At 70.2% G+C, this 22,016-nt stretch carries 26 protein-coding genes and 2 riboswitches; of the genes, 13 read left to right on the forward strand and 13 right to left on the reverse strand.

Annotated features, from left to right (window positions below; translation table 11 throughout):
* Positions 1 to 45 precede the first annotated feature (45 nt).
* A complete protein-coding gene (locus ACZ7CD_RS15135; RefSeq protein WP_470379090.1) occupies positions 46 to 906 on the forward strand; it encodes a helix-turn-helix domain-containing protein in 861 nt (286 codons plus the stop codon).
* The gene (locus tag ACZ7CD_RS15140; RefSeq protein ID WP_458429575.1) at positions 869 to 1,057 is read left to right on the forward strand and encodes a DUF397 domain-containing protein; all 189 of its coding nucleotides are present in this window, start codon (positions 869 to 871) and stop codon (positions 1,055 to 1,057) included. The genes ACZ7CD_RS15135 and ACZ7CD_RS15140 overlap by 38 nt, the downstream gene beginning before the upstream one ends.
* Here the strand turns inward: ACZ7CD_RS15140 and ACZ7CD_RS15145 are convergent.
* Entirely contained in the window at positions 1,030 to 1,659 is a 630-nt protein-coding gene (locus ACZ7CD_RS15145) for a LytR C-terminal domain-containing protein (RefSeq protein WP_470379091.1), read from the reverse strand. The genes ACZ7CD_RS15140 and ACZ7CD_RS15145 overlap by 28 nt on opposite strands.
* Entirely contained in the window at positions 1,659 to 1,937 is a 279-nt protein-coding gene (locus ACZ7CD_RS15150) for a DUF3263 domain-containing protein (protein WP_360385426.1), read from the reverse strand. The genes ACZ7CD_RS15145 and ACZ7CD_RS15150 overlap by 1 nt, the downstream gene beginning before the upstream one ends.
* 107 nt (positions 1,938 to 2,044) lie before the next feature.
* Here ACZ7CD_RS15150 and ACZ7CD_RS15155 point away from each other — a divergent pair, with 107 nt between their 5' ends.
* On the forward strand, positions 2,045 to 2,626 hold the full coding sequence (locus ACZ7CD_RS15155; RefSeq protein WP_470379092.1) for a peptide deformylase: 582 nt from the start codon (positions 2,045 to 2,047) through the stop codon (positions 2,624 to 2,626).
* On the opposite strand, the gene ACZ7CD_RS15160 is transcribed toward ACZ7CD_RS15155, so the two are convergent.
* Complete coding sequence (locus tag ACZ7CD_RS15160) at positions 2,599 to 3,567, reverse strand: aldo/keto reductase (RefSeq protein ID WP_470379093.1); 969 nt, start codon at positions 3,565 to 3,567, stop codon at positions 2,599 to 2,601. The genes ACZ7CD_RS15155 and ACZ7CD_RS15160 overlap by 28 nt on opposite strands.
* Positions 3,568 to 3,641: 74 nt before the next feature.
* On the opposite strand from ACZ7CD_RS15160, the gene ACZ7CD_RS15165 reads away from it, so the two are divergent.
* From ACZ7CD_RS15165 to thiD, 3 genes are all read left to right on the forward strand, one after another.
* Positions 3,642 to 4,241, forward strand: a complete 600-nt coding sequence (locus ACZ7CD_RS15165) for a LysE family translocator (RefSeq protein WP_360385420.1) — start codon at positions 3,642 to 3,644, stop codon at positions 4,239 to 4,241.
* A gap of 709 nt (positions 4,242 to 4,950) precedes the next feature.
* Positions 4,951 to 5,075, forward strand: a riboswitch (TPP riboswitch).
* Positions 5,065 to 6,720, forward strand: a complete 1,656-nt coding sequence (gene thiC, locus ACZ7CD_RS15170) for a phosphomethylpyrimidine synthase ThiC (protein ID WP_360385418.1) — start codon at positions 5,065 to 5,067, stop codon at positions 6,718 to 6,720. It overlaps the preceding riboswitch by 11 nt.
* Positions 6,717 to 7,526 (forward strand): bifunctional hydroxymethylpyrimidine kinase/phosphomethylpyrimidine kinase, encoded by an 810-nt coding sequence (gene thiD, locus ACZ7CD_RS15175; RefSeq protein WP_458429580.1) that lies wholly within the window; start codon positions 6,717 to 6,719, stop codon positions 7,524 to 7,526. The genes thiC and thiD overlap by 4 nt, the downstream gene beginning before the upstream one ends.
* On the opposite strand, the gene ACZ7CD_RS15180 is transcribed toward thiD, so the two are convergent.
* From ACZ7CD_RS15180 to ACZ7CD_RS15205, 6 genes are all read right to left on the reverse strand, one after another.
* The gene (locus tag ACZ7CD_RS15180) at positions 7,469 to 7,723 is read right to left on the reverse strand and encodes a hypothetical protein (protein ID WP_360385414.1); all 255 of its coding nucleotides are present in this window, start codon (positions 7,721 to 7,723) and stop codon (positions 7,469 to 7,471) included. The genes thiD and ACZ7CD_RS15180 overlap by 58 nt on opposite strands.
* Before the next feature lie 158 nt (positions 7,724 to 7,881).
* On the reverse strand, positions 7,882 to 8,346 hold the full coding sequence (locus ACZ7CD_RS15185) for a phosphatase domain-containing protein (protein ID WP_360385412.1): 465 nt from the start codon (positions 8,344 to 8,346) through the stop codon (positions 7,882 to 7,884).
* 108 nt (positions 8,347 to 8,454) lie between these two features.
* The gene (locus ACZ7CD_RS15190; RefSeq protein ID WP_237048146.1) at positions 8,455 to 8,898 is read right to left on the reverse strand and encodes a MarR family winged helix-turn-helix transcriptional regulator; all 444 of its coding nucleotides are present in this window, start codon (positions 8,896 to 8,898) and stop codon (positions 8,455 to 8,457) included.
* Positions 8,899 to 9,077: 179 nt separating this feature from the next.
* On the reverse strand, positions 9,078 to 9,833 hold the full coding sequence (gene thiG / locus ACZ7CD_RS15195) for a thiazole synthase (protein ID WP_360385409.1): 756 nt from the start codon (positions 9,831 to 9,833) through the stop codon (positions 9,078 to 9,080).
* Position 9,834: 1 nt separating this feature from the next.
* Positions 9,835 to 10,035 (reverse strand): sulfur carrier protein ThiS, encoded by a 201-nt coding sequence (thiS, locus tag ACZ7CD_RS15200; RefSeq protein ID WP_458429581.1) that lies wholly within the window; start codon positions 10,033 to 10,035, stop codon positions 9,835 to 9,837.
* A complete protein-coding gene (locus ACZ7CD_RS15205; RefSeq protein WP_470379094.1) occupies positions 10,032 to 10,994 on the reverse strand; it encodes an FAD-dependent oxidoreductase in 963 nt (320 codons plus the stop codon). Before ACZ7CD_RS15205 ends, thiS begins: the two co-directional genes overlap by 4 nt.
* Positions 10,980 to 11,091, reverse strand: a riboswitch (TPP riboswitch). (Overlaps the previous gene by 15 nt.)
* A 26-nt stretch (positions 11,092 to 11,117) precedes the next feature.
* Here ACZ7CD_RS15205 and thiE point away from each other — a divergent pair.
* Both thiE and ACZ7CD_RS15215 read left to right on the forward strand, forming a co-directional pair.
* A complete protein-coding gene (gene thiE, locus ACZ7CD_RS15210; protein ID WP_458429583.1) occupies positions 11,118 to 11,756 on the forward strand; it encodes a thiamine phosphate synthase in 639 nt (212 codons plus the stop codon).
* Positions 11,757 to 11,787: 31 nt separating this feature from the next.
* Complete coding sequence (locus ACZ7CD_RS15215) at positions 11,788 to 12,546, forward strand: dioxygenase family protein (protein ID WP_470379095.1); 759 nt, start codon at positions 11,788 to 11,790, stop codon at positions 12,544 to 12,546.
* 10 nt (positions 12,547 to 12,556) lie between these two features.
* Here ACZ7CD_RS15215 and ACZ7CD_RS15220 read toward each other — a convergent pair whose 3' ends face one another.
* Positions 12,557 to 13,510 (reverse strand): S1 family peptidase, encoded by a 954-nt coding sequence (locus tag ACZ7CD_RS15220; RefSeq protein ID WP_360385401.1) that lies wholly within the window; start codon positions 13,508 to 13,510, stop codon positions 12,557 to 12,559.
* A gap of 562 nt (positions 13,511 to 14,072) precedes the next feature.
* Entirely contained in the window at positions 14,073 to 14,591 is a 519-nt protein-coding gene (locus ACZ7CD_RS15225; protein WP_458429585.1) for a hypothetical protein, read from the reverse strand.
* A gap of 63 nt (positions 14,592 to 14,654) precedes the next feature.
* Between ACZ7CD_RS15225 and ACZ7CD_RS15230 the strand changes: the two genes are divergently transcribed.
* Positions 14,655 to 15,584, forward strand: a complete 930-nt coding sequence (locus ACZ7CD_RS15230) for a threonine ammonia-lyase (RefSeq protein ID WP_360385397.1) — start codon at positions 14,655 to 14,657, stop codon at positions 15,582 to 15,584.
* Positions 15,581 to 16,489 carry a threonine ammonia-lyase gene (locus ACZ7CD_RS15235; RefSeq protein WP_458429586.1) on the forward strand — a complete coding sequence of 303 codons (909 nt, stop codon included), beginning with the start codon at positions 15,581 to 15,583 and terminating at the stop codon, positions 16,487 to 16,489. The genes ACZ7CD_RS15230 and ACZ7CD_RS15235 overlap by 4 nt, the downstream gene beginning before the upstream one ends.
* On the opposite strand, the gene ACZ7CD_RS15240 is transcribed toward ACZ7CD_RS15235, so the two are convergent.
* Both ACZ7CD_RS15240 and ACZ7CD_RS15245 read right to left on the reverse strand, forming a co-directional pair.
* Positions 16,463 to 17,923 (reverse strand): MFS transporter, encoded by a 1,461-nt coding sequence (locus tag ACZ7CD_RS15240; RefSeq protein WP_470379096.1) that lies wholly within the window; start codon positions 17,921 to 17,923, stop codon positions 16,463 to 16,465. The two genes, ACZ7CD_RS15235 and ACZ7CD_RS15240, sit on opposite strands and share 27 nt — an antisense overlap.
* A 10-nt stretch (positions 17,924 to 17,933) precedes the next feature.
* Complete coding sequence (locus ACZ7CD_RS15245) at positions 17,934 to 18,689, reverse strand: GntR family transcriptional regulator (protein WP_360385391.1); 756 nt, start codon at positions 18,687 to 18,689, stop codon at positions 17,934 to 17,936.
* A 223-nt stretch (positions 18,690 to 18,912) separates the two neighbouring features.
* Between ACZ7CD_RS15245 and ACZ7CD_RS15250 the strand changes: the two genes are divergently transcribed.
* From ACZ7CD_RS15250 to ACZ7CD_RS15260, 3 genes are read left to right on the forward strand one after another with little or no spacing between them, the layout of a single operon-like run.
* On the forward strand, positions 18,913 to 20,187 hold the full coding sequence (locus ACZ7CD_RS15250; RefSeq protein ID WP_360385389.1) for a sugar ABC transporter substrate-binding protein: 1,275 nt from the start codon (positions 18,913 to 18,915) through the stop codon (positions 20,185 to 20,187).
* Positions 20,188 to 20,197: 10 nt separating this feature from the next.
* Positions 20,198 to 21,196, forward strand: coding sequence for a carbohydrate ABC transporter permease (locus tag ACZ7CD_RS15255; RefSeq protein WP_470379097.1), 999 nt, complete (start codon positions 20,198 to 20,200; stop codon positions 21,194 to 21,196).
* Positions 21,196 to 22,014 (forward strand): carbohydrate ABC transporter permease, encoded by an 819-nt coding sequence (locus ACZ7CD_RS15260; protein WP_458434263.1) that lies wholly within the window; start codon positions 21,196 to 21,198, stop codon positions 22,012 to 22,014. Before ACZ7CD_RS15255 ends, ACZ7CD_RS15260 begins: the two co-directional genes overlap by 1 nt.
* The last annotated feature ends 2 nt before the right edge of the window (positions 22,015 to 22,016 follow it).

Genomic DNA, 22,016 nt, shown 5'->3' on the forward strand with positions numbered 1-22,016 from the left:
CGAGCCAGTGGCATGGACTAATTGCACGTCATAGCGTCCAGAAGCATGTCTGCGACCACTTCCACCGCGCTCAGCCGAGACCTGGGCGACGAGCTGCGGCTGTTGCGTGAGACCACGACCAAGATGAACGGCCGCCAGTTCGCCGTTCATCTCGGGTGGGACCCGAGCAAGGTGTCCAACATCGAGCACGGGAAGGCGCGGGCGAGCGACGTCGACCTCGCACAGATCATGACGGCGTGCGGTAAGGACCTGGAGTACCTGCAGAAGTTCAGGAGTCGCTACCACAACGCGTTTGACCCGTTCTTCGCGCAGTTTCCCGGCAACCTCCGCACCATCGCAATGACCGAGGCGATGGCAACGAAGATCACCGCCTACGACATCCTCACGCCGAACGGGCTCATCCAGACGGAAGGTTATGCGCACGCCCTGATCTCAGAGGGACCGTACGGCCAAGAAGCCGTCAAGGAGTACGTCCGGTTGCGGATAGAACGGCAAGCGATCACGCGGCGTTCGCACCGTACTGAGTTCATGTTCTACCTGCACGAACTCGCGCTTCAGATGCTGCTGGGCGATGTGGGGATCAGGGAAGACCAGTACCTGCGACTGCTCTTCAGCACGCACATGCTGCGAATCGTGCCTGCGGAGGCCAAGGACCTCGCGGTCCAGTCAAAATGCACCCTGTACGAGTTCGAGAAGGCAACGCCGGTGGTCTACACCGAGAGCGACGTGGCAGGCGTCTTCGTGCAGGACGGCTGCGCCATCGAGCGCAGCAGGAAGCTGTTCAAGCGGCTGGATGCCGCAGCCTTGGATGCGGAACAATCGAAGCGCCGACTGGCGGAGTACGTCAGCGGACTTCGAAAGGACGCTCATGACCCCGGACCGGACCTGGCGGAAGAGCAGCGCTAGCAACAGCAACGGCGAGGGCGAGTGCGTCGAGGTGTCTCTCGCCCACGACGCGTTGGTGCGTGACTCGAAGAACGCGAGCGGTGACGTGCTCGCGTTCTCCGCCGAAGCCTGGCGCCGGCTGCTCTACTTGCTGCCGGACGGCCCCCGGTAGTCGTTCGTCACGATCAGGATGATGCCGGGCGCCGCGTGGTCGATGCCGGTGAACCGGGGTTCGACGCGGGCCTTGAGCACGGTGGCGAGCTCCTTGGCCGAGGCCTCCTCGTCGGTGCCCGGCCGGAAGTACACGGTCGTGGTGGGGATGGTGCCGCCCGAGTAGTTGCCGGTCTCGGCGACCTGCCAGCCGTTCGCGCGCACCTCGTCGGAGGCGCGGGCGGCGAGGCCGGCGACGGTGCTGTTGTTGTAGACGCGCACCGGGGACTTGGCGACGCCGGGCGGGGTGACCGGGGGTGGCGGCGCCGCGGCGGACGTGGTGATCGGGGGCGCTGTCGGTGCCGCGGTCGTCGTGACCGCGGGTGCGGACGACGACGGGGGTGTCGCCGACGACGACTGGGCCGGGGCGCTCGACTGGGGCTCCGACGGGGCGGAGGAGGGCGGGGGTGTCGGCGTGCCGGAGGCGGCGGCCGGTGGTGTGTCGTCGGAGCCGCCGAAGAGGCTCACGACTCCGATCACGGCGGCCACGGCGGCGACGCCGAGGAGGGCGAACCCGGCGGCCTTGGCCGGGCGCGACGGGCTTGCGGACTCGGGGGAGGTCATCAGTCCTCGGTGCTCCTGGCGCGGGCGCGAACCCTTTGGCGGCCTGTCCGGACGCCCCGCAGCCGCTTGACCAGCATCGGGTCGGCAGCCAACGCGGCTTCGGACTCGATCAGGCCGTTCAGCAGCTGGTAGTAGCGGGTGGCGGACATGTCGAACAGTTCCCTGATGGCCTGTTCCTTGGACCCCGAGTACTTCCACCACTGGCTTTCGAACGCGAGCATGGTGCGCTCGCGGCTGGTCAGCCCGTCAGCGGAGGAAAGCGTCTCGGCGTGATCCATCTGGCTCCCCACGGTCGCCACACCAATCAGGTGCGGGCAATCTAATCACGTGATCGTTCCAACCTACCGCGCGACACCGACAGTTTTGGACGGCTTAAAGTCTGACCATGGCCGTGCACCGCATCGTGATCGCTGGTGACCCCGTACTTCACAACCCCACGCGTGAGGTCACCGAGTTCGACACCGAGCTGAAGACGCTCGTCGACGACATGTTCGAGACGATGGCAGCAGCTCGCGGAGTCGGGCTCGCCGCCAACCAGATCGGTGTCGACCTGCGGGTCTTCGTGTACGACTGCCCGGACGACGAGGGCGTGCAGCACCGCGGGGTGATCGTGAACCCGCGGATCGAGACCTCCGAGGTCCCCGAGACCATGCCGGACCCGGACGACGACTTCGAGGGCTGCCTGTCGGTGCCCGGCGAGGCGTACCCGACCGGACGCGCCCGGTGGGCGAAGTGCACGGGCCAGGACCTCGACGGGCAGCCGTTCGAGGTCGAGGGCACCGGGTTCTTCGCGCGCTGCCTCCAGCACGAGACCGACCACCTCGACGGCTACCTCTACATCGACCGCCTCGTCGGCCGGTACAAGAGGGAGTCGAAGCGGATGCTGCGCGACAACGAGTGGGGCCAGCCGGGCCTGTCCTGGGACCCCGCCGACCCCGACTACTTCGACGACGAAGAAACCGACTGACGCAGGACGGACCAGCGCAGGACGGACTCGACCTGGGCGAGCTCGTCCGGTGTCAGCGGGCCGAACCGCAGTGCGGCCGCGTTCTCCTCGACCTGCGCCACCGTGCGCACCCCCGGGATGGGGACGAGCCGGGGAGAACGCGCCCAGAACCACGCCAGCGCGCCCTGGACCAGCGTCCGGCCGCCGGAGGTCAGCACGTCCCTGACCGCCTCGCGGGCCCGGAAGTACTCCGGTGACGGGCGGCCGTCGACGAAGAACCGCAGCCACGCCGGGTTGGTGACGCGCACGTCGTCCGCCGGCAGCACGTCGAACGTCTCGCGTGCCAGCAGACCCATCGCGAGCGGACGGCGGCACAGGACCGCGTACTCCCCCGCGTACATCTCCGGGTTGTCGAACAGCACGTTGACGTCGGCCTGCGCGGCGATGCCGTGCGGCTTCTCGGTGAAGAACCTGGCCCGTTCCGGGTCGTCGGTGCTCCAGCCGTAGGACCGGATCTTGCCCTGCGCGACCAGCGCCTCGCACTCGTCGCGCAGCAGCGCCGCCCGGTCGAGCGGCAGGTCGCCGATGTGCAGCTGGTACAGGTCGATCCGGTCGGTGCCCAGGCGCCGCAGCGACCCCTCGACGGCACGGCGCAGGTGCCCGACCGATCCGTCCGTCCCCGTCATCCGGCGGGTCTCCGCGTCGAACGTGAACCCCCACTTGGTGGCGATCACGACCTGGTCGCGGACGCCCGCAAACGCTTGCCCCACCAGTGTCTCCGAGTGGCCGCAGCCGTAGGTGTCGGCGGTGTCGAAGAGCGTCACGCCCAGGTCCAGCGCCCGCCGCAGCGCCCTGACCGACTCCGCGTCGTCGGACGGTCCCCAGCCGACCGGCTCGCCGTCGAAGGTGTACGGGCCACCCATGGCCCACGTCCCGAAACCCAGCTTCCCCAGATCCGTCATGCCGGTCAGCGAACATCCTGGAGCGCGCTCCAGGTCAAGAAACCGGCTTGCGGCCGTCGGCGACCATCAGGGGCATGCCACTGGAAAACATCGTCGCCTTCGTCGCGGCCTCGTTCCTCATCGCACTGTCGCCAGGACCCGGTACGGCCGTGGTCCTGCGACAGTCGGTGCACGGGCGGCGGGCCGCACTGGCGACGGTGTTCGGCATGGAGGTCGGCGTGGCGTGCTGGGCCGTCGCCGCGGCGCTCGGCCTGTCGGTGCTGCTCACGGCGTCGGAGATCGCCTACCACGCGCTGCGGATCGGCGGCGCGGTCTTCCTGGTCTACCTGGGCGTGAAAGCGCTGGTCAGCAGGAGCCTGCCGACCGAGGCGCCACCGCCCGGCCGCGCGTTCCGCAGCGGGCTGGTCGTCAACCTGGCGAACCCGAAGCTGGGCGTGTTCGCGATCTCGTTCCTACCGCAGTTCGCGCCGGCCGGGGAGTCCGGCCAGGGGGTTCTGCTCCTCCTGGCCGCCGGCTGGGTCGTGGTCGACACCGTCTGGTACCTGGTCGTCGTCGCGGTCCTGCACGCCGTCCGCGGCTGGCTCGCCCGGCCGCGGGTGCGCACGGCTCTGGAGAAGCTGTCGGGCGGCGTGCTGCTGGCGCTCGGAGTCCGGCTGGTACTCGACCCGCGTTGACGTCGGGCCGCCGCGGCGCCAGAACAGCTCGGGGAGTCCGGCCAGCTCAGCGAGGGTGTGGCAGCGGGCCAGCGGCTCGTAGCCACCCGCCAGGACGTGGGCGCGGACGCGGTCGAGCCGGCCGAAGTCGATCACCTCGCCCACGATGAGGAACGGCAGGACGAGCTTCCACGCCTGCACGACGGCCGAGCGCTTGCGGTGCGGGGCGCGCAGGACCGACCGCGCGACGCGCAGCAGGTGCTCGTTCGCGCTCATGGTCGCCGGGTGCGCCGTGTGGTCCCAGTTCCACCGGCGCTCCTCGGTGACCGCGCAGCGCACGCACTCGACCGGCCCGGTGCCGAGCTCGGCACCGCAGCGGGAGCACGCGAGCAGGGTCATCGCCCAGTCGACGCAGGTCCAGGGATACACGCCCACGTCGGCGGAGGTGACCAGCTCGGCCAGCTCCCGGTCGGCGAGCTGCGAGGACGTCCGCAGCTCCTCCCAGTCCGCGAGCCAGAACTGGTCGAGCAGCTCGGCGCAGAACCCGCAGTCGGGGTAGCCGCGACCCGCGAGCTCACCGCACGAAGGGCATGCGGAGACGACAGCGGGACGTTGACCGCGCCGCGCGCCGGGCGGGAACGGCTGGTGATCAGCCACGGGGAGAAGATTAGGGGCAAAAGGCGGCCTTGGCAGCCGCGGCGCACCGTGACTATGGTCGGGTCTCGACAACTGAACACAACGCGGGAGCTCGCGCCTGAGCGGGCTGAGAGGGTGACTGGCCGTCGTGCCGGTGTCACCGACCGCCTGAACCTGACCGGGTAATGCCGGCGTAGGGAGGAATGTCGTGACGGCACTTGACGACCGTTCGGTCAAGCCCAGTGTGACCACCGGCCCGATCTCGGGCTCGCGCAAGGTGTACCGCGAGGTGTCCCCGGACATCCGCGTGCCCCACCGCAGGGTCGAGCTGACCAACGGCGAGCATGTCGATCTGTACGACACTTCCGGTCCGTATACCGACGACAACGCGACCATCGACGTCCACAGTGGACTACCCGACCTGAGGTCGGGGTGGGTCGCCGCACGGGAACCGATCAACGGAGCCGTCAGCCAGCTCGCGTACGCGAAGGCCGGGATCATCACCCCGGAGATGCGCTACGTGGCGGCGCGGGAGAACCTCGACGCGGAGTTCGTGCGCGCCGAGGTGGCCATCGGGCGCGCGGTCATCCCGTTGAACCGCAAGCACCCCGAGGCCGAGCCGATGATCATCGGCAAGAAGTTCCTCGTCAAGATCAACGCGAACATCGGCAACTCCGCGGTGTCGTCGTCGATCGAGGACGAGGTGGAGAAGATGGTGTGGGCGACCCGCTGGGGCGCCGACACGATCATGGACCTCTCCACGGGCAAGCGCATCCACGAGACCCGCGAGTGGATCCTGCGCAACTCCCCCGTCCCGGTCGGCACGGTGCCGATCTACCAGGCGCTGGAGAAGGTCAACGGCGACCCAGCGGCGCTGACCTGGGAGATCTACCGCGACACCGTGGTCGAGCAGTGCGAGCAGGGCGTCGACTACATGACCGTGCACGCGGGCGTGCTGCTGCGGTACGTGCCGCTCACGGCCAAGCGCGTCACCGGCATCGTGTCGCGCGGCGGGTCGATCATGGCCGCGTGGTGCCTCGCGCACCACCGGGAGTCGTTCCTCTACACGCACTTCGAGGAGCTGTGCGACATCCTGCGGGCCTACGACGTGACGTTCTCGCTGGGTGACGGCCTGCGGCCGGGCTCGATCGCGGACGCCAACGACGAGGCGCAGTTCGCGGAGCTGCGCACCCTGGGCGAGCTGACGCACATCGCCCGCGCCAAGGACGTCCAGGTGATGATCGAGGGCCCCGGCCACGTGCCGATGCACAAGATCGCCGAGAACGTCCGGCTGGAGGAGGAGTGGTGCGGTGAGGCGCCGTTCTACACCCTCGGGCCGCTGGCCACGGACATCGCACCGGCCTACGACCACATCACGTCGGCGATCGGTGCGGCGCAGATCGGCTGGCTGGGCACCGCGATGCTCTGCTACGTCACGCCCAAGGAGCACCTGGGCCTGCCCAACCGGGACGACGTGAAGACCGGCGTGATCACGTACAAGATCGCGGCGCACTCCGCGGACCTGGCCAAGGGCCACCCCGGCGCGCAGGACTGGGACGACGCGCTGTCGAAGGCGCGGTTCGAGTTCCGGTGGGAGGACCAGTTCAACCTCTCGCTGGACCCGGACACGGCCCGCTCGTTCCACGACGAGACGCTGCCCGCCGAACCGGCGAAGACGGCGCACTTCTGCTCGATGTGCGGGCCGAAGTTCTGCTCGATGAAGATCACGCAGGACGTGCGGCGCTACGCCGAGGAACGCGGGCTGTCCACTGTGGAGGCCATCGAGGCCGGCATGGCGGAGAAGTCCGGTGAGTTCGCCGGCACCGGCAACAAGGTCTACCTGCCCGTGGTGGAGACTTCGTGACACCTCCGAGGGCCCTCACCATCGCCGGGAGCGACTCCGGCGGTGGTGCGGGCATCCAGGCGGACCTGCGCACGATGTTCGCGTGCGGGGTGCACGGGTGCGTGGCGCTGACGGCCGCGACCGTGCAGAACTCCCTCGGCGTCACGGGGGTGCACGAGATCCCGCCCGACGTCGTGGCTGCGCAGATCGCGTCGGTGGCCTCCGACATCGGGGTGCAGGCGGCGAAGACCGGGATGCTGGCGTCGGCGGCGATCATCGAGGCGATCACGCCGGCGCTGGACGCGGCCGGGATCGGCCGCGGTGGTGTGCCGTTCGTCGTCGACCCGGTGTCGGCGTCGATGCACGGCGACCAGCTGCTGGCGGACTCGGCGCTGGAGGCGTTGAAGGGCCTGCTGTTCCCGCGGGCGACGCTGGTGACGCCGAACCTCGACGAGGTGCGGCTGATCACCGGTATCGCGGTGAAGGACCGCGCGGACCAGCGCCTTGCGGCGCAGGCGCTGCACGAGCTGGGACCGGAGTGGGTGCTGGTCAAGGGCGGCCACATGTGGGACGACCCGGAGTGCCTGGACCTGCTGTACGACGGCCGCGAGTTCGTGGAGCTGCCCGGCCCGCGCTACGACACCGAGAACACGCACGGCAGCGGTGACACGCTGGCGTCGTCGATCAGCTCGGCGCTGGCGCACGGGGCGTCGGTGCCGGACGCGGTGCGGTTCGGCAAGGACTTCATCGTGAGGTCCGTGGCGGCGGCCTACCCCCTGGGTTCGGGGGTCGGGCCGGTGTCGCCGCTGTGGAGGTTGGACAGGTAGCGGGCGCACATCGCCCGCAGGTCGGTCTGCTCGGGGTCGAGCAACCAGACCGTGAGCGCTCCTTCGAGGAACGCGATGAGCTCCGTCGCGGCCGCTTCGCCCAGCGTCTTGGCGAAGTGGCCGCGCAGGAGCCGGTTGCGGCGGCGGAACCGTTCGGTGATCTCGTCGTCGCGGGCCAGGTGCTCCGCCTGCAGCACGGTGTGCAGGGTGGCCAACCCCCGCCTTGGTGGCGATGGCCGCGGACGTGCCGGCGCAGACGCGCGAGGTGCTGGTCGCGGAGTTCGACGCCTTCAACCGGGCGTTGCACGACCTGTTCGCCGCCTCGGCCGACCCGTCCCGGTGACCGGGTGGGGACTCAGCCCTCGTTGGCCTGCGTCGGAGTCCAGTGCGACCACGACGCGTGGTGGACGGGCAGGCCGGCCTCGCGGAGGTGGCTCACCACGCGCGGGTCGTCGTCCACGACCATGACGACCGTGCGGCGGTGCCGGATCTCCTGGAGCCGTTCGAGCTTGACCACCTGGGCGGGTCGCCGGTCCCCCTCCCGCTGCATCAGCAGCGTGCCGGCCGGCAGCCCGTACTCGGCGAGCCAGCGCCGGGTGAGCTCCGCGATCCGGACGGGTCTGCCGGTGAGCCACACGATGTCGTGGTCCACCGCCAGCCTGTGGGCCAGCGCCGCGCCCTGCCGCAGCAGCCCGTCGCCTCCCGCCGCGTCGAAGAAGTTCGCCCACCTGACGGGCGAGTCCGAACTGAGCAGGTGAAGGCGGTGCTGGACGTCAGCGACGGTTCCGTCGATGTCCAGCACCGCGACCGGGCGACTCATGCGGTGGCCCCAATGTTCGCCGGAAGGATCTCCGCGAGGTTATCCCGGCGAGGGCACCGAAAACGGGCTCGGTGACGATCGATTTCGTCGAGTTGCGGACCGACGGCGCTACTTCGACTCTTCGCCGACCAGTGTTTCCAGCGCGTCCAGCGCGTTGACCAGGGCCGATACGTGTTCGGGCGTGAGCTGCTCGATGCGGCGTTGCAGCTCGCGCACGCGTGCGGAGCGCACACCGGACACCATCGTCTCGCCCTCGGGCGTGGGGGTGGCGAGCCAGGCGCGGCCGTCCTGCGGGTCGGGTTCGCGCTTCACGTACCCGGCCTCGACCAGCGCGGCGACGATGCGGGACAGCGTGGGCGGGGCCACGCCCTCCTTCGTCGCCAGGTCACCGAGGCGCATGGGGCCGCAGCGGGCGAGGGTCGCCAGCGCGGAGACCGCGCCGGGGCCGAGTCCGGGCGATCCGGTGCGGCGCAGCAACCGGGCCAGCCGGCCGATCGCCAGGTACAGGCGCGCGGTCGCGTCCTCGACCTCGGCGTCAATGGGGGCCGTCACGGCTAGTCGTCCTCCTCGACGGAAATCAGCAATGGTCAATCATCCCCCAACACGTGTGCACCCACGGTAGCGGCTGCGCGTTCACCACCGCGGCTTTATCGCGTGCGAAGGGAGACGACCTCGGGAACGGCCCCGTTCCCGAACGCCGAGGAGGAGAGGTACCGACTGCCTGGGGCCGTTCAGATTCCCGGTGACGAGGCCTGCGCCCAGAAGCGCTGCGGGATGCGACCGGCCAGCCGGGCGAGCCGGCCGCCCTCGACGGCACAGCGCATCGCGGCGCCCATCAGCTCCGGGTCACCGGCACGGGTGACGGCGGTGGCGAGGAGCACCGCCGAACAGCCGAGCTCCATGGCCAGCGCGGCATCGGAGGCGGTGCCGATGCCCGCGTCCAGCACGACCGGAACGGTGGCGCGGGCGGTGATCAGCTCGATGTTGTGCGGGTTGCGGATGCCGAGGCCGGTGCCGATCGGCGAACCCAGCGGCATCACGGTCGCGCAGCCGATGTCCTGGAGCTTCAGCGCCAGCACCGGGTCGTCGTTGGTGTAGGGCAGCACGACGAAACCGTCGTTCACCAACCGTTCGGCGGCGTCGAGGAGCTCGACCGGGTCGGGCAGCAGGGTCTCCTCGTCGTGCACGACCTCCAGCTTGACCCAGTTCGTCTCCAGTGCCTCGCGGGCGAGCTGCGCGGTCAGCACGGCCTCGGCGGCGGTGCGGCAGCCGGCGGTGTTCGGCAGCACCTCGATGCCCAGGCGCCGCAACAGCTCCAGCACACCGGTCTGGCCGGCGGCGTCGACCCGGCGCATCGCCACGGTGGTCAGCTCGGTGCCGGACGCCACCAGGGCGCGTTCGAGCACGGACAGGTTCGCGGCACCGCCGGTGCCGGTGATGAGGCGGGAGCGGAACTCCTTGCCCGCGATGACGAGCGGGTCGTCCACGTCAGCCTCCCTGGACCGCGGTCAGCACCTCGACCACGCCGCCGTCCGGCACGATCGTCCTGTCCCACAACGCCTTGGGCACCACGGCACCGTCGAGCGCCACGGCCACGCCCGCGGCCGGCGCTCCCACCAGCGACACCACCGCGGCCACCGACGTGCCGTCGGACAGCTCGCGGAAGGTGCCGTTCACCTTCGCCTTCACGACGTTCCTCCTTCGAGCAACCGCAGCACTTCGCGTGCGGTGTGGGGGGCGAGCAGCAGGCCGTTGCGGTGGTGGCCGGTCGCGGCGATCACGCCGGGTTCGAGCCACCGCACGACCGGCACGTTGTCGGGGCTGCCCGCGCGGAACCCGACGGCGGTCTCGGTCAGCGCGTACTCGGCGAGGCCGGGCAGCACGACCTCCGCGTCGCGCAACAGGTCCCGCACGCCCGCCACGGTCACGTCGGTGTCGAAACCAGCCTCGTACTGGGTGGCGCCGACGACCACACCGTCGGTGCGCGGCACCAGGTACACGGCTCGGCCCTGCACGAGCGCGCGGATCGTGTGCCGGGGCGGTGGCAGCGCGCCGGGGCGGTGGGTGAGCCGCAGGATCTCGCCCTTGACCGGCCGGACCACGTCCCGCAGCGCCGGGTGCAGCCCCGCGCTCCACGCACCGGCCGCGATCACGCGGACCCGGCCGTCCACATCGGACCGCACCCCGGCGTCGGCGCACGCCTTCTCCAGCGCGGAGAGCAGCGCCCGGTTGTCGACGGCGAGGTCGCTCGTGTGCACCCCACCGCGCACGGCGGGGCCCAGCGACGGTTCGAACGCGCGGATCTCGCGCGAGGTCAGCAGCTCCCCCGCGTGCCGCAGGTCGGTGAGGTCGCCGGGGGACGTGCCGACCGCCAGCGTGCCCGCGGTGAACAGCTCCACGCCGATCGACGCGGCGAACTCCGGCCACAGCGCGAGCGCCTCGACCCCCTGCGCCACCACGGCTTCCTCGCCCGGCCACGCCTCGGTGAGCGGTGCGAGCATGCCGCCCGCGACCCGCGAACCCGCGTGCGGGGAACCGCGGTCGGACACGGAGACCGAGTAGCCGGCCCGTGCCGCGAACAGCGCGACGGACAGGCCGATGACACCACCGCCCACGACGGTCACTTCCACAGTGCTCAAGGCATTCACGCTCCCTGCGCCGGCATGACCCGGATCAGGTTCGACGGTCGGAGCGAACCACGCTCCCTCTCAGCCCGGTCTTCTCCAGGCTCCCGTGCGGACCGCCTTCAACATAACGGTTAACGTGCGTGCGTGCCAGGACTCGACGGAAACCTGATCAGGCAACGACTCGCCGACGCGACGCTCTACCTCTGCACCCCGGACCGGCCCGACCTGGCCGAGTTCGCGGACGCCGCCCTCTCCGGCGGTGTCGACGTCATCCAGCTGCGGGACAAGTCGCTGGAGGCCAGGCAGGAGCTCGCGGCGATCGAGGTGCTCGCCGAAGCCGCTGAACGCCACGGGAAGCTGCTGGCCGTCAACGACCGCGCGGACATCGCGCACGCCGTGGACGCCGACGTGCTGCACCTCGGTCAGGACGACCTGCCGGTGCCGCTGGCCCGCCGGATCATCGGCGACGGCCCGGTGATCGGCCGCTCGACGCACGACGTGGACCAGATGCGGGCGGCGGCCGGCGAGCCGGGCGTCGACTACTTCTGCACCGGTCCGTGCTGGCCGACGCCGACGAAGCCCGGTCGCCCGGCTCCGGGGCTGGACCTCGTCCGCGCCACCCGCTCGCAGCGGCCGTGGTTCGCGATCGGCGGCATCGACCTGGGGAACCTGCACGAGGTCATGGCCGCGGGTGCCACGCGGGTGGTCGTGGTCAGGGCCATCACCGACGCCGAGGACCCGCGCGCCGCGGCCAGGTCGTTCAAAATTGAACTTGATCGTTGAAATTTGAACAAAACGGCGTACGCTCGACGGCGTGAGCGCACCTGTGCTGTACCTGAGCCACGGGGCTCCCCCGCTGGCCGACGACGCCACGTGGACCAGAGAGCTGAGGGACTGGTCCGCCACGCTCCCGCGCCCGGAGGCCGTGCTCGTGGTCTCCGCGCACTGGGAGGAGGCACCGACGACGATCGGCGCCACCACGACCGTCCCGCTGGTCTACGACTTCTGGGGCTTCCCGCAGCGCTACTACGAGGTCACCTACGCGGCACCGGGCGCGCCGGAGCTGGCCGAGGACGTGCGCAAGCTGCTCGGCCACGTCGAGCAGGACGAGCGGCGCGGGCTGGACCACGGCGCCTACGTGCCGCTCAAGGAGATGTTCCCGGACGCGGACGTGCCCGTGCTGCAGCTGTCGATGCCGACGCTGGACCCGCGCGCGCTGCACGGGATCGGCCGGAAGCTGGCGCCGTTGCGCGAGCAGAACGTGCTGATCGTCGGAAGCGGGTTCATGACGCACAACCTGAGCTGCGTGAACTTCCCGGCCGGACCGGACTACGCGCCGCCGTCGTGGTCGCGGGAGTTCGACGACTGGGCGCACCGGCAGCTCGCGAGCGGTGACGTGGACGCATTGCTCGACTTCCAGGTGAAGGCACCCGCGGCCGGCATCGCGCACCCGCGGACCGAGCACTTCGCGCCGCTCTTCGTCGCGCTGGGCGCCGCGAGCGACGAGAAAGCCCGTACCAGCGTTGAAGGCTTCTGGTACGGGCTCTCGAAACGGTCTGTCCAGTTCAGCTAGCGAGCAGCTCCTAGCCGCGGGTCAGGGTCAGGCCCCAGCGCGACAGGATCGGGTTGACCGGCTGGAAGTAGGTCGTGCCGCCGGAGGTGCAGTTGCCGGAACCGCCGGAGGTCACGCCCTGGGCCTGGCCGAAGCCGGAACCCGCCACCCACGAGCCACCGGAGTCACCGGGCTCCGCGCACGCGTTGGTGCGGGTGAGGCCGCGGACGGTGCCCTGCGGGTAGTTCACGGTCGAGTTGTAGGCCTGGACCGTGCCGCAGCGCCAGCCGGTCGTGGAGCCCGAACGGCAGATCTGCGCGCCGATGGCCGCCACCGTCGAGCCCTGCACCGTCACGTTGGTGCCGTTGTAGCGGTTCACCCACGGACGCGGGGTCCAGTTGGAGTTGGTGCGGACCCACGCCATGTCGTTGCCGGGGAAGACCGAGCCGGCGAACGAACCGGCCGCGACGCGGTTGTAGCCGGACACCGAGGTGCCGGTGGTGCCGCAGTGGCCGGCCGTCACGAAGCCGCCGGTCACCGAGAAGCCCAGGGAGCAGCGGCCGCCGCTGCCCATGTAGATGGCGTCGCCACCGCGCAGGTCGTACAGCGGGGTCGCGTTCTCGGTCACCTCCTCGACCGTGACGGTCGAGCCGACGGACTTCGCGGTGGCGATGAACTGCTCCGCCGCGGCGTCGCGCTTGGTCTTGTTGACCTCGACCACGACGCTGTTGGACTTCTCGTCGACGCGCCAGCTGGCGATCGACTGGGGAGCGCTCATCAGGTCGAGGACCGACTTGGTCCCGTTGAGCTGCGTGAGCGAGTTCTTCACGACCTTGGTGTCCGCGCCGGTCACGGAGAGTCCGGACTTGGTCACGGCAACGGTCAGCCTGCCGGTCGCCTGGTCGATCCACGCTCCGCCGAACGCGTCGCCCAGCGAACTCTTCGCCTGCTCGGCGATCTCGCTCGACTTGAGGTCAGAGGCCAACCGGACGCGTGCCTGGTCAGCGTTCAGGCCCAAATCACGCTCGACCGCTTGGAGCAACTCGGCCGGGTAGCTCTCCGTATCGGAACCAGTTCCGCCAACCGGCGCGGCAGGCGCACCAAACGCCGGTACGCTGAGAGCAGTCACGACTCCGGTGGCGAGCAGAACGGCACCGGTTACACGGGCCGCACTCGTGCGGTTCATCAAGACGTCTCCCTCACTTTCGGGTGCAGGGGAACCCGAGAGATCGGTTGCAGGGACCTTCTCTCGGGGGCTCTAGGGGGACGGGTGGTGGGGCGGCGGCAGGGGTCGCCCCACCCCTCCCACTTCCTTCCGCGTGGCCTCTCGGCCGAGGGCACTGCGCTCCAGTGGTCCTTCCACGAGCCTCATCGCGCCCTCCTTCGGTCTCTTTCGGAGCTAAACTTTCGCCCGTTCGAGTGACGTTACGGGCCTGTTATCTATGACGCCCGAACCCGACTGTGGACGAAGTGTGTCACAGCTCACGACAGATCAACTGCGGTGCGTAGCAATTGACAGTTAACTATCGCTCAACGTAGTGACGTGATCACCGAATGGGGTCGCCCGTTGGAACAGGCGTCGAGCCGTCGGCGGGCGGTGGCGAGCCTGTCGTCGTGGTGGTCGGCGCAGTGGTCGTGGTGCTTTCGGCGGACGACCGTCCGGACGTGCCCGGAGGCGGCGAGACGGTGACCGTCTCGGTGGCCGGCGGCGGGTTGTTTTCGGTGCGGTTGACCGATTTCTGCGGTTCCGCGGACGTCGACGGCTCGACCTTCTGCTCCGCCGGACCGGTGCCGCCGGGTGTGCCGGAGACGAGCTGGACGCTCGTGACGGCGAGGACCGCGACGACGAACGCGAGCAGACCGCCGACGGCGACGACCTGCCAGCGCTTCTCGCGCTCCATGGACCGCTGGTAGAGCACCGCTCCCACGGTGGTGACGACACTCGCGAGGACCGCGCCGATGATCGTGCCGACCACGTTGAGGCGCAGGCTCAGCACGGCCGCGGTGACGGCGGCGAGCACGCTCGCGACGAGCTTGACGGGGGTGATCTTCTCCTTATCAGCCATGACACACGTGGGACGTTGGGCACAGTTCACCGGTTGTGCGCCGGTGACGTGCATCATCGACACATGCGCCTGGTGACCATCGAGGACATCCGCGCGGCCGCCGCCGCGATCGCCCCCCACGTCGTCCGCACCCCGTTGCTGGCCTTCGACTCCTCGCTGTGGATCAAGCCGGAGAACCTCCAGCCGATCGGCGCGTTCAAGCAGCGCGGCGCGGTGAACGCGTTGTCCCGCATACCTTCTGAGGAACGTGCGCGCGGTGTCGTGGCGTACTCCAGCGGTAACCACGCGCAAGCGGTCGCCTACGCGGCGAAGACGCTCGGCATGACGGCGGCGATCGTGGTGCCGGAGAACACGCCACAGCTCAAGATCGACGCGACGCGCGCGCACGGCGCCGAGGTGTTCGTCGTCGGCATCACCGAACGGGAGTCGCGCGCGGCGGAGCTGGTCGAGGAGCGCGGGGCCACGCTGATCCCGCCGTTCGACCACTTCGACGTGATCGCCGGGCAGGGCACGGTCGGCCTGGAGATCTGCGAGGACCTGCCGGACGTGGCGACGGTGCTGGTGCCGGTGAGCGGCGGCGGGCTGGTCTCCGGTGTCGCCGTGGCCGTGAAAGCGTTGTGCCCCAACGCCCGCGTGATCGGTGTCGAGCCGGAGCTGGCCGGTGACTCGGCCGCGTCGCTCAAGGCGGGCGAGCTGGTGCGGTGGGACGCGCACGACCGTGCCCGCACGTCGGCGGACGGCCTGCGCGCGGAGCCGTCGGAGCTGACGTGGGCGCACATCAAGGAGTACGTGGACGACATCGTCACGGTGTCCGAGGACGAGATCCGCGACGCCGTGCGGCAGATCGCGCGCCGCACCCGGACCGTGGCGGAGCCGTCCGGTGCCACCGTCGTCGCGGCCCACCTGAACCGGTCGCTGCCGGAGGGCAAGACCGTCGCGGTGGTGTCGGGCGGCAACGTCGAACCGGCCCTGCTCGCGTCGATCCTCGGATGATCGCGCTCCCAGACGTCCTGGCGGCGGCGGAGCGGATCGCACCGCACGTGGTGCGCACGCCCCTGCTGCCGTTCGGCCGGGGGTGGCTGAAACCGGAGTCGTTGCAGCCGATCGGCGCCTTCAAACTGCGCGGTGCGCTCAACGCGCTGGCGCTGCTGGAGGACCGCTCGCGCGGCGTGGTGGCCTACTCCAGCGGCAACCACGCGCAGGCCGTCGCCTACGCCGCCCGGCTGCACGGGGTGCCCGCGGCGATCGTGATGCCGTCGAACACGCCCGAGGTGAAGGTCGCGGCGACGCGGGCGCTGGGCGCGGAGGTGTTCATCGTCGGGATCACCGAGCGGGTGCGGCGGGCGCGGGAGCTCGTCGCCGAACGCGGTGCGGTGCTGATCCCGCCGTTCGACCACCCCGACGTGATCGCCGGTCAGGGCACGATCGGGCTGGAGGTCCTCGCCGACCTGCCGTCGGTGGACACCGTGGTGGTGCCGATGTCCGGTGGCGGGCTGATCTCCGGTGTGGCGACGGCCGTGAAGGCGATCAAGCCGGACGTCCGGGTGGTCGGCGCTGAGCCGGCGCTCGCGGCGGACGTCGCGGACTCGTTCAGGGCCGGTGAGCTGGTGCGCTGGGACCCCGTGGCCCGTGCGGAGACGATCGCCGACGCGTTGCGCGACGAGCCGTCCGAGCTCACCTGGGCGCACATCAGCCGGTACGTCGACGACGTGGTGACGGTGACCGAGGACGAGATCCTCGCGGCGGTGGCGGACCTGGCCAGGCGGGCCAGGCTGGTCGCGGAGCCGAGCGGTGCGGTCGCCGTGGCCGCCCAGGCCAGGCTGGGCGGGGGCGGGGTCGCCGTCGTGTCAGGCGGCAACGTCGACCCCGCGCTACTGGCTCGCCTTCTCGCCACCTGAGCGGATGTGCGTCGGCGGTCCCTCGACGCCGCAGTGCAGGCAGTCGCCGGGGTGCGGGTTGTCCGGCTGCTCGTGGTCGGTGGCCAGCACCCGGTTGTCCACGCCGAGCGCGAGCAGGCCGCCGACGATGGCCGCCACCGCGCACAGCACGAGCGCCATCCGCCAGCCAGAGGTCATGACCGCGGGGTCCGCGTAGCCCTCGCCCGTGATGCCCACGGCGGCCGGCAGCACGGCCATCGCGAGCAGGCTGCCGGTGCGCGCCACGGCGTTGTTCACGCCCGACGCGACGCCCGCGTGGTGGTCGGGTGCCGAGGCCAGCACGGTCGCGGTGACCGGCGCGACCACGGCGGCCAGGCCGAGGCCGAACACCAGCACGCCGGGCAGCACGCCGGTGAGGTAGCCCGCACCGGGCTGGGCGCCCCGCAGCAGCAGCATGCCCAGGCCCACCACGACCGGTCCGGCGACGAGCTGCACGCGCGGGCCGTACCGCTGGGCGATCTTGCCCGAGGTCGACGACGCCAGCAGCATGATGATCGTGATCGGCACGCTGGCCAGGCCCGACGCCGTCGGCGAGTAGCCCAGCGACACCTGCAGCTGGAGCACGAGCAGCACCATCACGCCGCCCAGTGCCGCGTAGACCAGGAACGTCAGCAGGTTCGCGACCAGGAACGTGCGGTCGCGGAACAGCTCCGGCGGCACCAGCGGGTCGTGCGAGCGCGCCTGGACCACGCCGAACGCGATCATGGCCACCAGCCCGAGGGCCGCGACCGGGTAGGACTGCTCGACCAGGCCGCCGGTCAGCAGCGCGAGCCCCGCGGCTCCGACGACCGCGCTGAGGTAGTGGGGGTGCCCCGCCGTCTCGTCGCGCGACTCCGGCACCGACCGCAGCGCGAGGTACACGCACAGTGCCGCCACCGGCAGGTTGACCAGGAACGCGAGCCGCCAAGACCAGGCCTGCACCAGCAGCCCGCCGACGAACGGGCCGATCGCCGTGGCCACGCCGGACAGGCCCGACCAGGCGCCGATCGCACGCGAGCGGTCCTCCCGGTTGAACGACGACTGCAGGATCGCGAGCGCGCCGGGCGTGAGCAGCGCCGCGCCCACGCCCTGCAGCACACGGGCCTCGACCAGCACCGGGACGTTCCAGGCGACGCCGCACAGCAGTGACGCCACGCCGAACCAGACGACGCCGGTCACGTAGACGCGGCGGCGGCCGAAGCGGTCGCCGAGCGAGCCGGCGACGAGGATCAGCGAGGCCAGCGCCAGCAGGTAGCCGTTGAGGATCCACTGCAGGTCGGTCACGGACGCGTCGAGCTCGGCGCCGATGCGGGGCAGGGCGACGTTGACGATCGTGCCGTCGAGCATCGCCATGCCGGAGCCGAGGATCGTCGTGGCCAGCACCGCGCGGGCGCGCGGCGTGCCCCAGGCGATCATGCCCCGCCGATCAAGACGGCCTGTTCAGCGTGGCCACGAACTTGTAGCGGTCGCCCCGGTAGACCGAGCGCACCCATTCGATCGGGTTGCCCTCGGTGTCGAACGAGTGCCGCGACAGCAGCAGCATCGGCAGGCCGATGTCCGCCCCGAGCAACTCTGCCTCTTCGGGCGAGGCGAGCGCCGTCTCGATCGTCTCCTCCGCGTGGCCCATCTCGACGCCGAACCGGTCGGACAGCACCTGGTACAGCGAGGCACCGGGCGCCAGGTAGCGGCGCAGGCCGCGGAACCGGCCCAGCGCGAGGTGGGTCGTCTCGATGGCCATCGGCTCGTTGTCGGCCAGGCGCAGCCGGTGCAGGCGCAGCACCTTGGCACCGGGGCGCACGCCCAGGTACCGGGCGAGCTCCGCCTCCGCCGGCATCTCCGAGGCCTCGATGAGCTTGGACGACGGCACGCGGCCCTGGGCGCGCATGTCCTCTGTGTACGAAGACAGCTGCAACCTCTGGGCGACCTTCGGTTCGGCCGCGAAGGTGCCCTTGCCTTGCACCCGGAGCAGCCGCCCCTCGACCGTCAGCTCGGCGAGCGCCTGGCGGACCGTGGTCCTGGAGACGTCGAACTCCGCGGCCAGCGACCGTTCCGTGGGGATGGGTGAACCGGGCGGCAGCGCCCTCAGCAGGTCGAGCAGGTGCCGCTTGAGACCCCAGTACTTGGGTTCGCGTTGCGCACGCGTCCTGGCGTCCACGCCTGATGCAGGCGTCGTCTCCAGCATGGCCTCCTCCTCGCACTCCATGTCACGCCCCACAAGGATGCCCTGTCCGGGTCCTCCCGCGCGTCCGAACCCCCGCCATTCGACTCAAAAAAGGTCCGAGGACTCCGCAACGCTTTGGCAACGCGCTTGACAGGAGGGGTGACGCGGCACACGCTGTTCCGCATTGGTCTACACCACTTGGGCGTTCCGGCCGAGGGGCCGGGCTTGCTGAAAGGGCGCGACTGTGAAGGGCTGGAGAGGACTCGCTGCTGGTGCCGCCGCACTGGCAGTGGCCGTGTCCGGATGTGGCACGAGCACGAACAGCGGTAGCGGCACGGAGTCCAAAGAGATCACCGTGTGGCTCATGGACGGCTCCGCGCCGGCAACTCTGACCGACGCCTTGAACAAGGAGTTCGAGAGCGCGAACGGCGTCAAGGTCAAGTACGAGGTCCAGAAGTGGACCGGCATCCAGGAGAAGCTGACCACGGCACTGGCCAGCAGCACGCCCCCGGACGTCATCGAGCTCGGCAACACCCAGACGGCGAGCTTCGCCGACCAGGGCACGCTGGCCGACCTCACCGCGGACGCGAAGCAGTTCAACGACGCCGAGTGGCTCGGCGGTCTCAAGGACTCGCTCACGATGAACGGCAAGCAGTACGGTGTGCCGTTCTACGCCGCGAACCGCACCGTCATCTACCGCACGGACCTGTTCCAGGCGGCCGGCATCGCGCAGCCGCCGACCTCGCGGGCCGAGTGGATCGACGCGATCACCAAGCTGAAGGCCGCGAACGCGGCCAACCCGGACTTCCAGGCCCTGTACCTGCCGGGTCAGTCCTGGTACTTCCTGCTCTCGCTCATCTGGGACGAGGGCGGCGACGTCGCCAAGCAGGACGGCGGCAAGTGGACGAGCACGCTCGACTCCGCGCAGGCCAAGGCGGGCTTCGAGGCCTACAAGGCGCTGTACGACGCCTCGGCCGTCAAGAAGGTCCCGGCTGACATCGACGAGGCGAAGCCCCAGCAGATGGAGGTCTTCGGCACGGGCAACGTCGGCATGATGGTCGGTCTCCCGTGGGAGCTCGCCGGTGCCGTCAAGGCCAAGCCGGAGCTGAAGGACAAGACCTCGGCGTTCCCGATCCCGTCGAAGAAGGCCGGCTCCGCCGCGCCCGTGTTCCTCGGCGGCTCGAACCTCGCGATCCCGGCGTCCAGCAAGAACGCGGACGCGGCGAAGAAGTACCTGGCGCTGCTGTCGTCGAAGAAGTACCAGGACATGCTCGCCGAGGGCGGCGCGGTCCCCGGTACCTCGAAGGACACCGCGAAGCTCGAGACCAACGCGATCGGCAAGGCCATGGCGGCCTCCTCCCCCAACGGCAAGGTCACCCCGGTGACGCCGAAGTGGGCGGCCGTCGAGGCGGGCCAGAACCCGCTGAAGGACGCGCTCACCGCGTACCTGACGGGTGCGAAGTCGCTCGACCAGGCGACGAAGGACGCGAGCGACGCCGTCACCAAGGCCATGGGATAGCCCAGCCGAGATGACGGCCGTCAAGACGACCGAAACGGCAGCGCCGGCCGGGAGCATCCCGCCGGCGCTGCCGCCTGCCGTGACGGGTGGGGCGCGCGAGCGCCGCCACCGGGGCGGCGCCTTCGACCGGGCGCTGCCCTACCTGCTGCTGGCCCCCGCACTCCTCGCGATCCTCTGGCTGATCGGCTGGCCGGTCGTCTCGGTGTTCGTGACGAGCTTCCGCCAGCTCAACCTCGGTGAGCTGGTCCGCGGCGAGATCGTGTGGACCGGCCTCGACAACTACGCGACCGTGCTGCAGGACGAGCGCTTCTGGGAAGTCTCGCTGCGCACCGTCGTGTTCACCGTGTCCGTCGTCGTGACGTCGGTGGGCGCGGCCCTGGGCATCGCCCTGCTGATGCGCGTGCTGACGCCGTGGGTGCGGATCGCGCTGCAGATCGCGATGCTCTGCGCGTGGGCGATGCCGATCCTGGCGTCCACCACGGTCTACCAGTGGATGTTCGACCAGAACTACGGCATCCTGAACAAGACGCTGGTGCAGCTCGGGTTCGACTCGTTCGCCGGCTACTCGTGGTTCTCCTCCGGCTCGTCGACGCTGTCCGTCGTCGGCTTGCTGATCGTCTGGCAGGCGATCCCCTTCCTCGCCTTCTCCCTGTACGCCGGGCTCATCGGCATCCCGCGCGACCTCTACGAGGCGGCGGGCATCGACGGCGCCTCCCCGTGGCAGACGTTCCGCGCGGTGACGTGGCCGGAGATCAAGTCGCTGCTGATGATGGTGACGTTCCTGTCGACGCTGTGGGACTTCAAGGTCTTCGCCCAGATCTGGGTGTTCCGCGAGGGCGGTCCCAGCGGGCAGAGCACGACGCTGCCGGTGCTGCAGTACCTGGAGGGCATCGCGAAGAGCCACTTCGGCGTCGCGGCCGCGATCTCCGTGCTGATGATGGTCATCCTGGGCCTGATCACGTTCCAGTACCTGCGCAAGCTGCTGCAGACCGAGGAGGGGAAGATCTGATGCTCAAGAAGTCCGCGGCCAACGTCGTCGGCCTCGTGCTGGCCCTGTTCTTCCTCTTCCCGACGTACTGGATGATCACGACGGCGTTGAAGCCCAAGGGCTCGACGATCACATCGGACTACGACCTCGTCCCGCTCGCGGTGACGTTCACGAACTTCGTCACCGCGTGGACGAAGCCGGGGTTCCTGTCGTCGCTGGGCAACAGCCTCCTGGTGACGCTGACCGCGGTGCTCGCCGCGATCGTCGTCGGCATCACCGCGGCGGTCGCCATGTCGCGGTTCGCGTTCCGCGGCCGCAAGGGCTTCGTGCTGCTGATGCTGGTCGCGCAGATGGCGCCGTTCGAGGCGTTGCTGATCCCGATGTTCCTGATGATGCGGGACCTGCAGCTCTACGAACACCTGTCGTCGCTGGTCCTCGTGTACTTCGCGGTGACGCTGCCGTTCTGCGCGTGGACGTTGCGCGGGTTCGTCAACGGCATCCCGATCGAGCTCGAAGAAGCCGCCATGGTCGACGGCTGCGGTCGGTGGAAGGCGTTCCAGAAGGTGACGCTGCCGCTGCTCGGCCCCGGTCTCGTGGCGACCTCGGTGTTCGCGTTCATCACGGCGTGGAACGAGTTCCTGTTCGCCAAGGTGCTGATCCGCAGCCAGGACAGCGAGACGCTGCCCGTGTGGCTGTCCGGTTTCCAGACGGCGTTCGGCACCGACTGGGGTGGCGCGATGGCCGCCTCCGTGCTGTTCACGGTGCCCGCGCTGGTGTTCTTCCTCATCGTCCAGCGCAAGATGGTCGCCGGCGTCACCGCCGGTGCAGTGAAGGGATGACG

Source organism: Lentzea sp. NPDC036949 (assembly GCF_055608075.1).

What these genes read in the sequence shown, in the direction of transcription:
- ACZ7CD_RS15150 (WP_360385426.1), bottom strand. Translation starts at nt 1,937, where the DNA reads ATGGATCACGCCGAGACGCTTTCCTCCGCTGACGGGCTGACCAGCCGC.
- ACZ7CD_RS15255 (WP_470379097.1), top strand. Translation starts at nt 20,198, where the DNA reads ATGACGGCCGTCAAGACGACCGAAACGGCAGCGCCGGCCGGGAGCATC.
- ACZ7CD_RS15185 (WP_360385412.1), bottom strand. Translation starts at nt 8,346, where the DNA reads ATGAGTCGCCCGGTCGCGGTGCTGGACATCGACGGAACCGTCGCTGAC.
- ACZ7CD_RS15155 (WP_470379092.1), top strand. Translation starts at nt 2,045, where the DNA reads ATGGCCGTGCACCGCATCGTGATCGCTGGTGACCCCGTACTTCACAAC.
- ACZ7CD_RS15230 (WP_360385397.1), top strand. Translation starts at nt 14,655, where the DNA reads ATGCGCCTGGTGACCATCGAGGACATCCGCGCGGCCGCCGCCGCGATC.
- ACZ7CD_RS15135 (WP_470379090.1), top strand. Translation starts at nt 46, where the DNA reads ATGTCTGCGACCACTTCCACCGCGCTCAGCCGAGACCTGGGCGACGAG.
- ACZ7CD_RS15145 (WP_470379091.1), bottom strand. Translation starts at nt 1,659, where the DNA reads ATGACCTCCCCCGAGTCCGCAAGCCCGTCGCGCCCGGCCAAGGCCGCC.
- ACZ7CD_RS15140 (WP_458429575.1), top strand. Translation starts at nt 869, where the DNA reads ATGACCCCGGACCGGACCTGGCGGAAGAGCAGCGCTAGCAACAGCAAC.
- ACZ7CD_RS15235 (WP_458429586.1), top strand. Translation starts at nt 15,581, where the DNA reads ATGATCGCGCTCCCAGACGTCCTGGCGGCGGCGGAGCGGATCGCACCG.
- ACZ7CD_RS15240 (WP_470379096.1), bottom strand. Translation starts at nt 17,923, where the DNA reads ATGATCGCCTGGGGCACGCCGCGCGCCCGCGCGGTGCTGGCCACGACG.
- ACZ7CD_RS15160 (WP_470379093.1), bottom strand. Translation starts at nt 3,567, where the DNA reads ATGACGGATCTGGGGAAGCTGGGTTTCGGGACGTGGGCCATGGGTGGC.
- ACZ7CD_RS15225 (WP_458429585.1), bottom strand. Translation starts at nt 14,591, where the DNA reads ATGGCTGATAAGGAGAAGATCACCCCCGTCAAGCTCGTCGCGAGCGTG.
- ACZ7CD_RS15165 (WP_360385420.1), top strand. Translation starts at nt 3,642, where the DNA reads ATGCCACTGGAAAACATCGTCGCCTTCGTCGCGGCCTCGTTCCTCATC.
- ACZ7CD_RS15260 (WP_458434263.1), top strand. Translation starts at nt 21,196, where the DNA reads ATGCTCAAGAAGTCCGCGGCCAACGTCGTCGGCCTCGTGCTGGCCCTG.
- ACZ7CD_RS15245 (WP_360385391.1), bottom strand. Translation starts at nt 18,689, where the DNA reads ATGCTGGAGACGACGCCTGCATCAGGCGTGGACGCCAGGACGCGTGCG.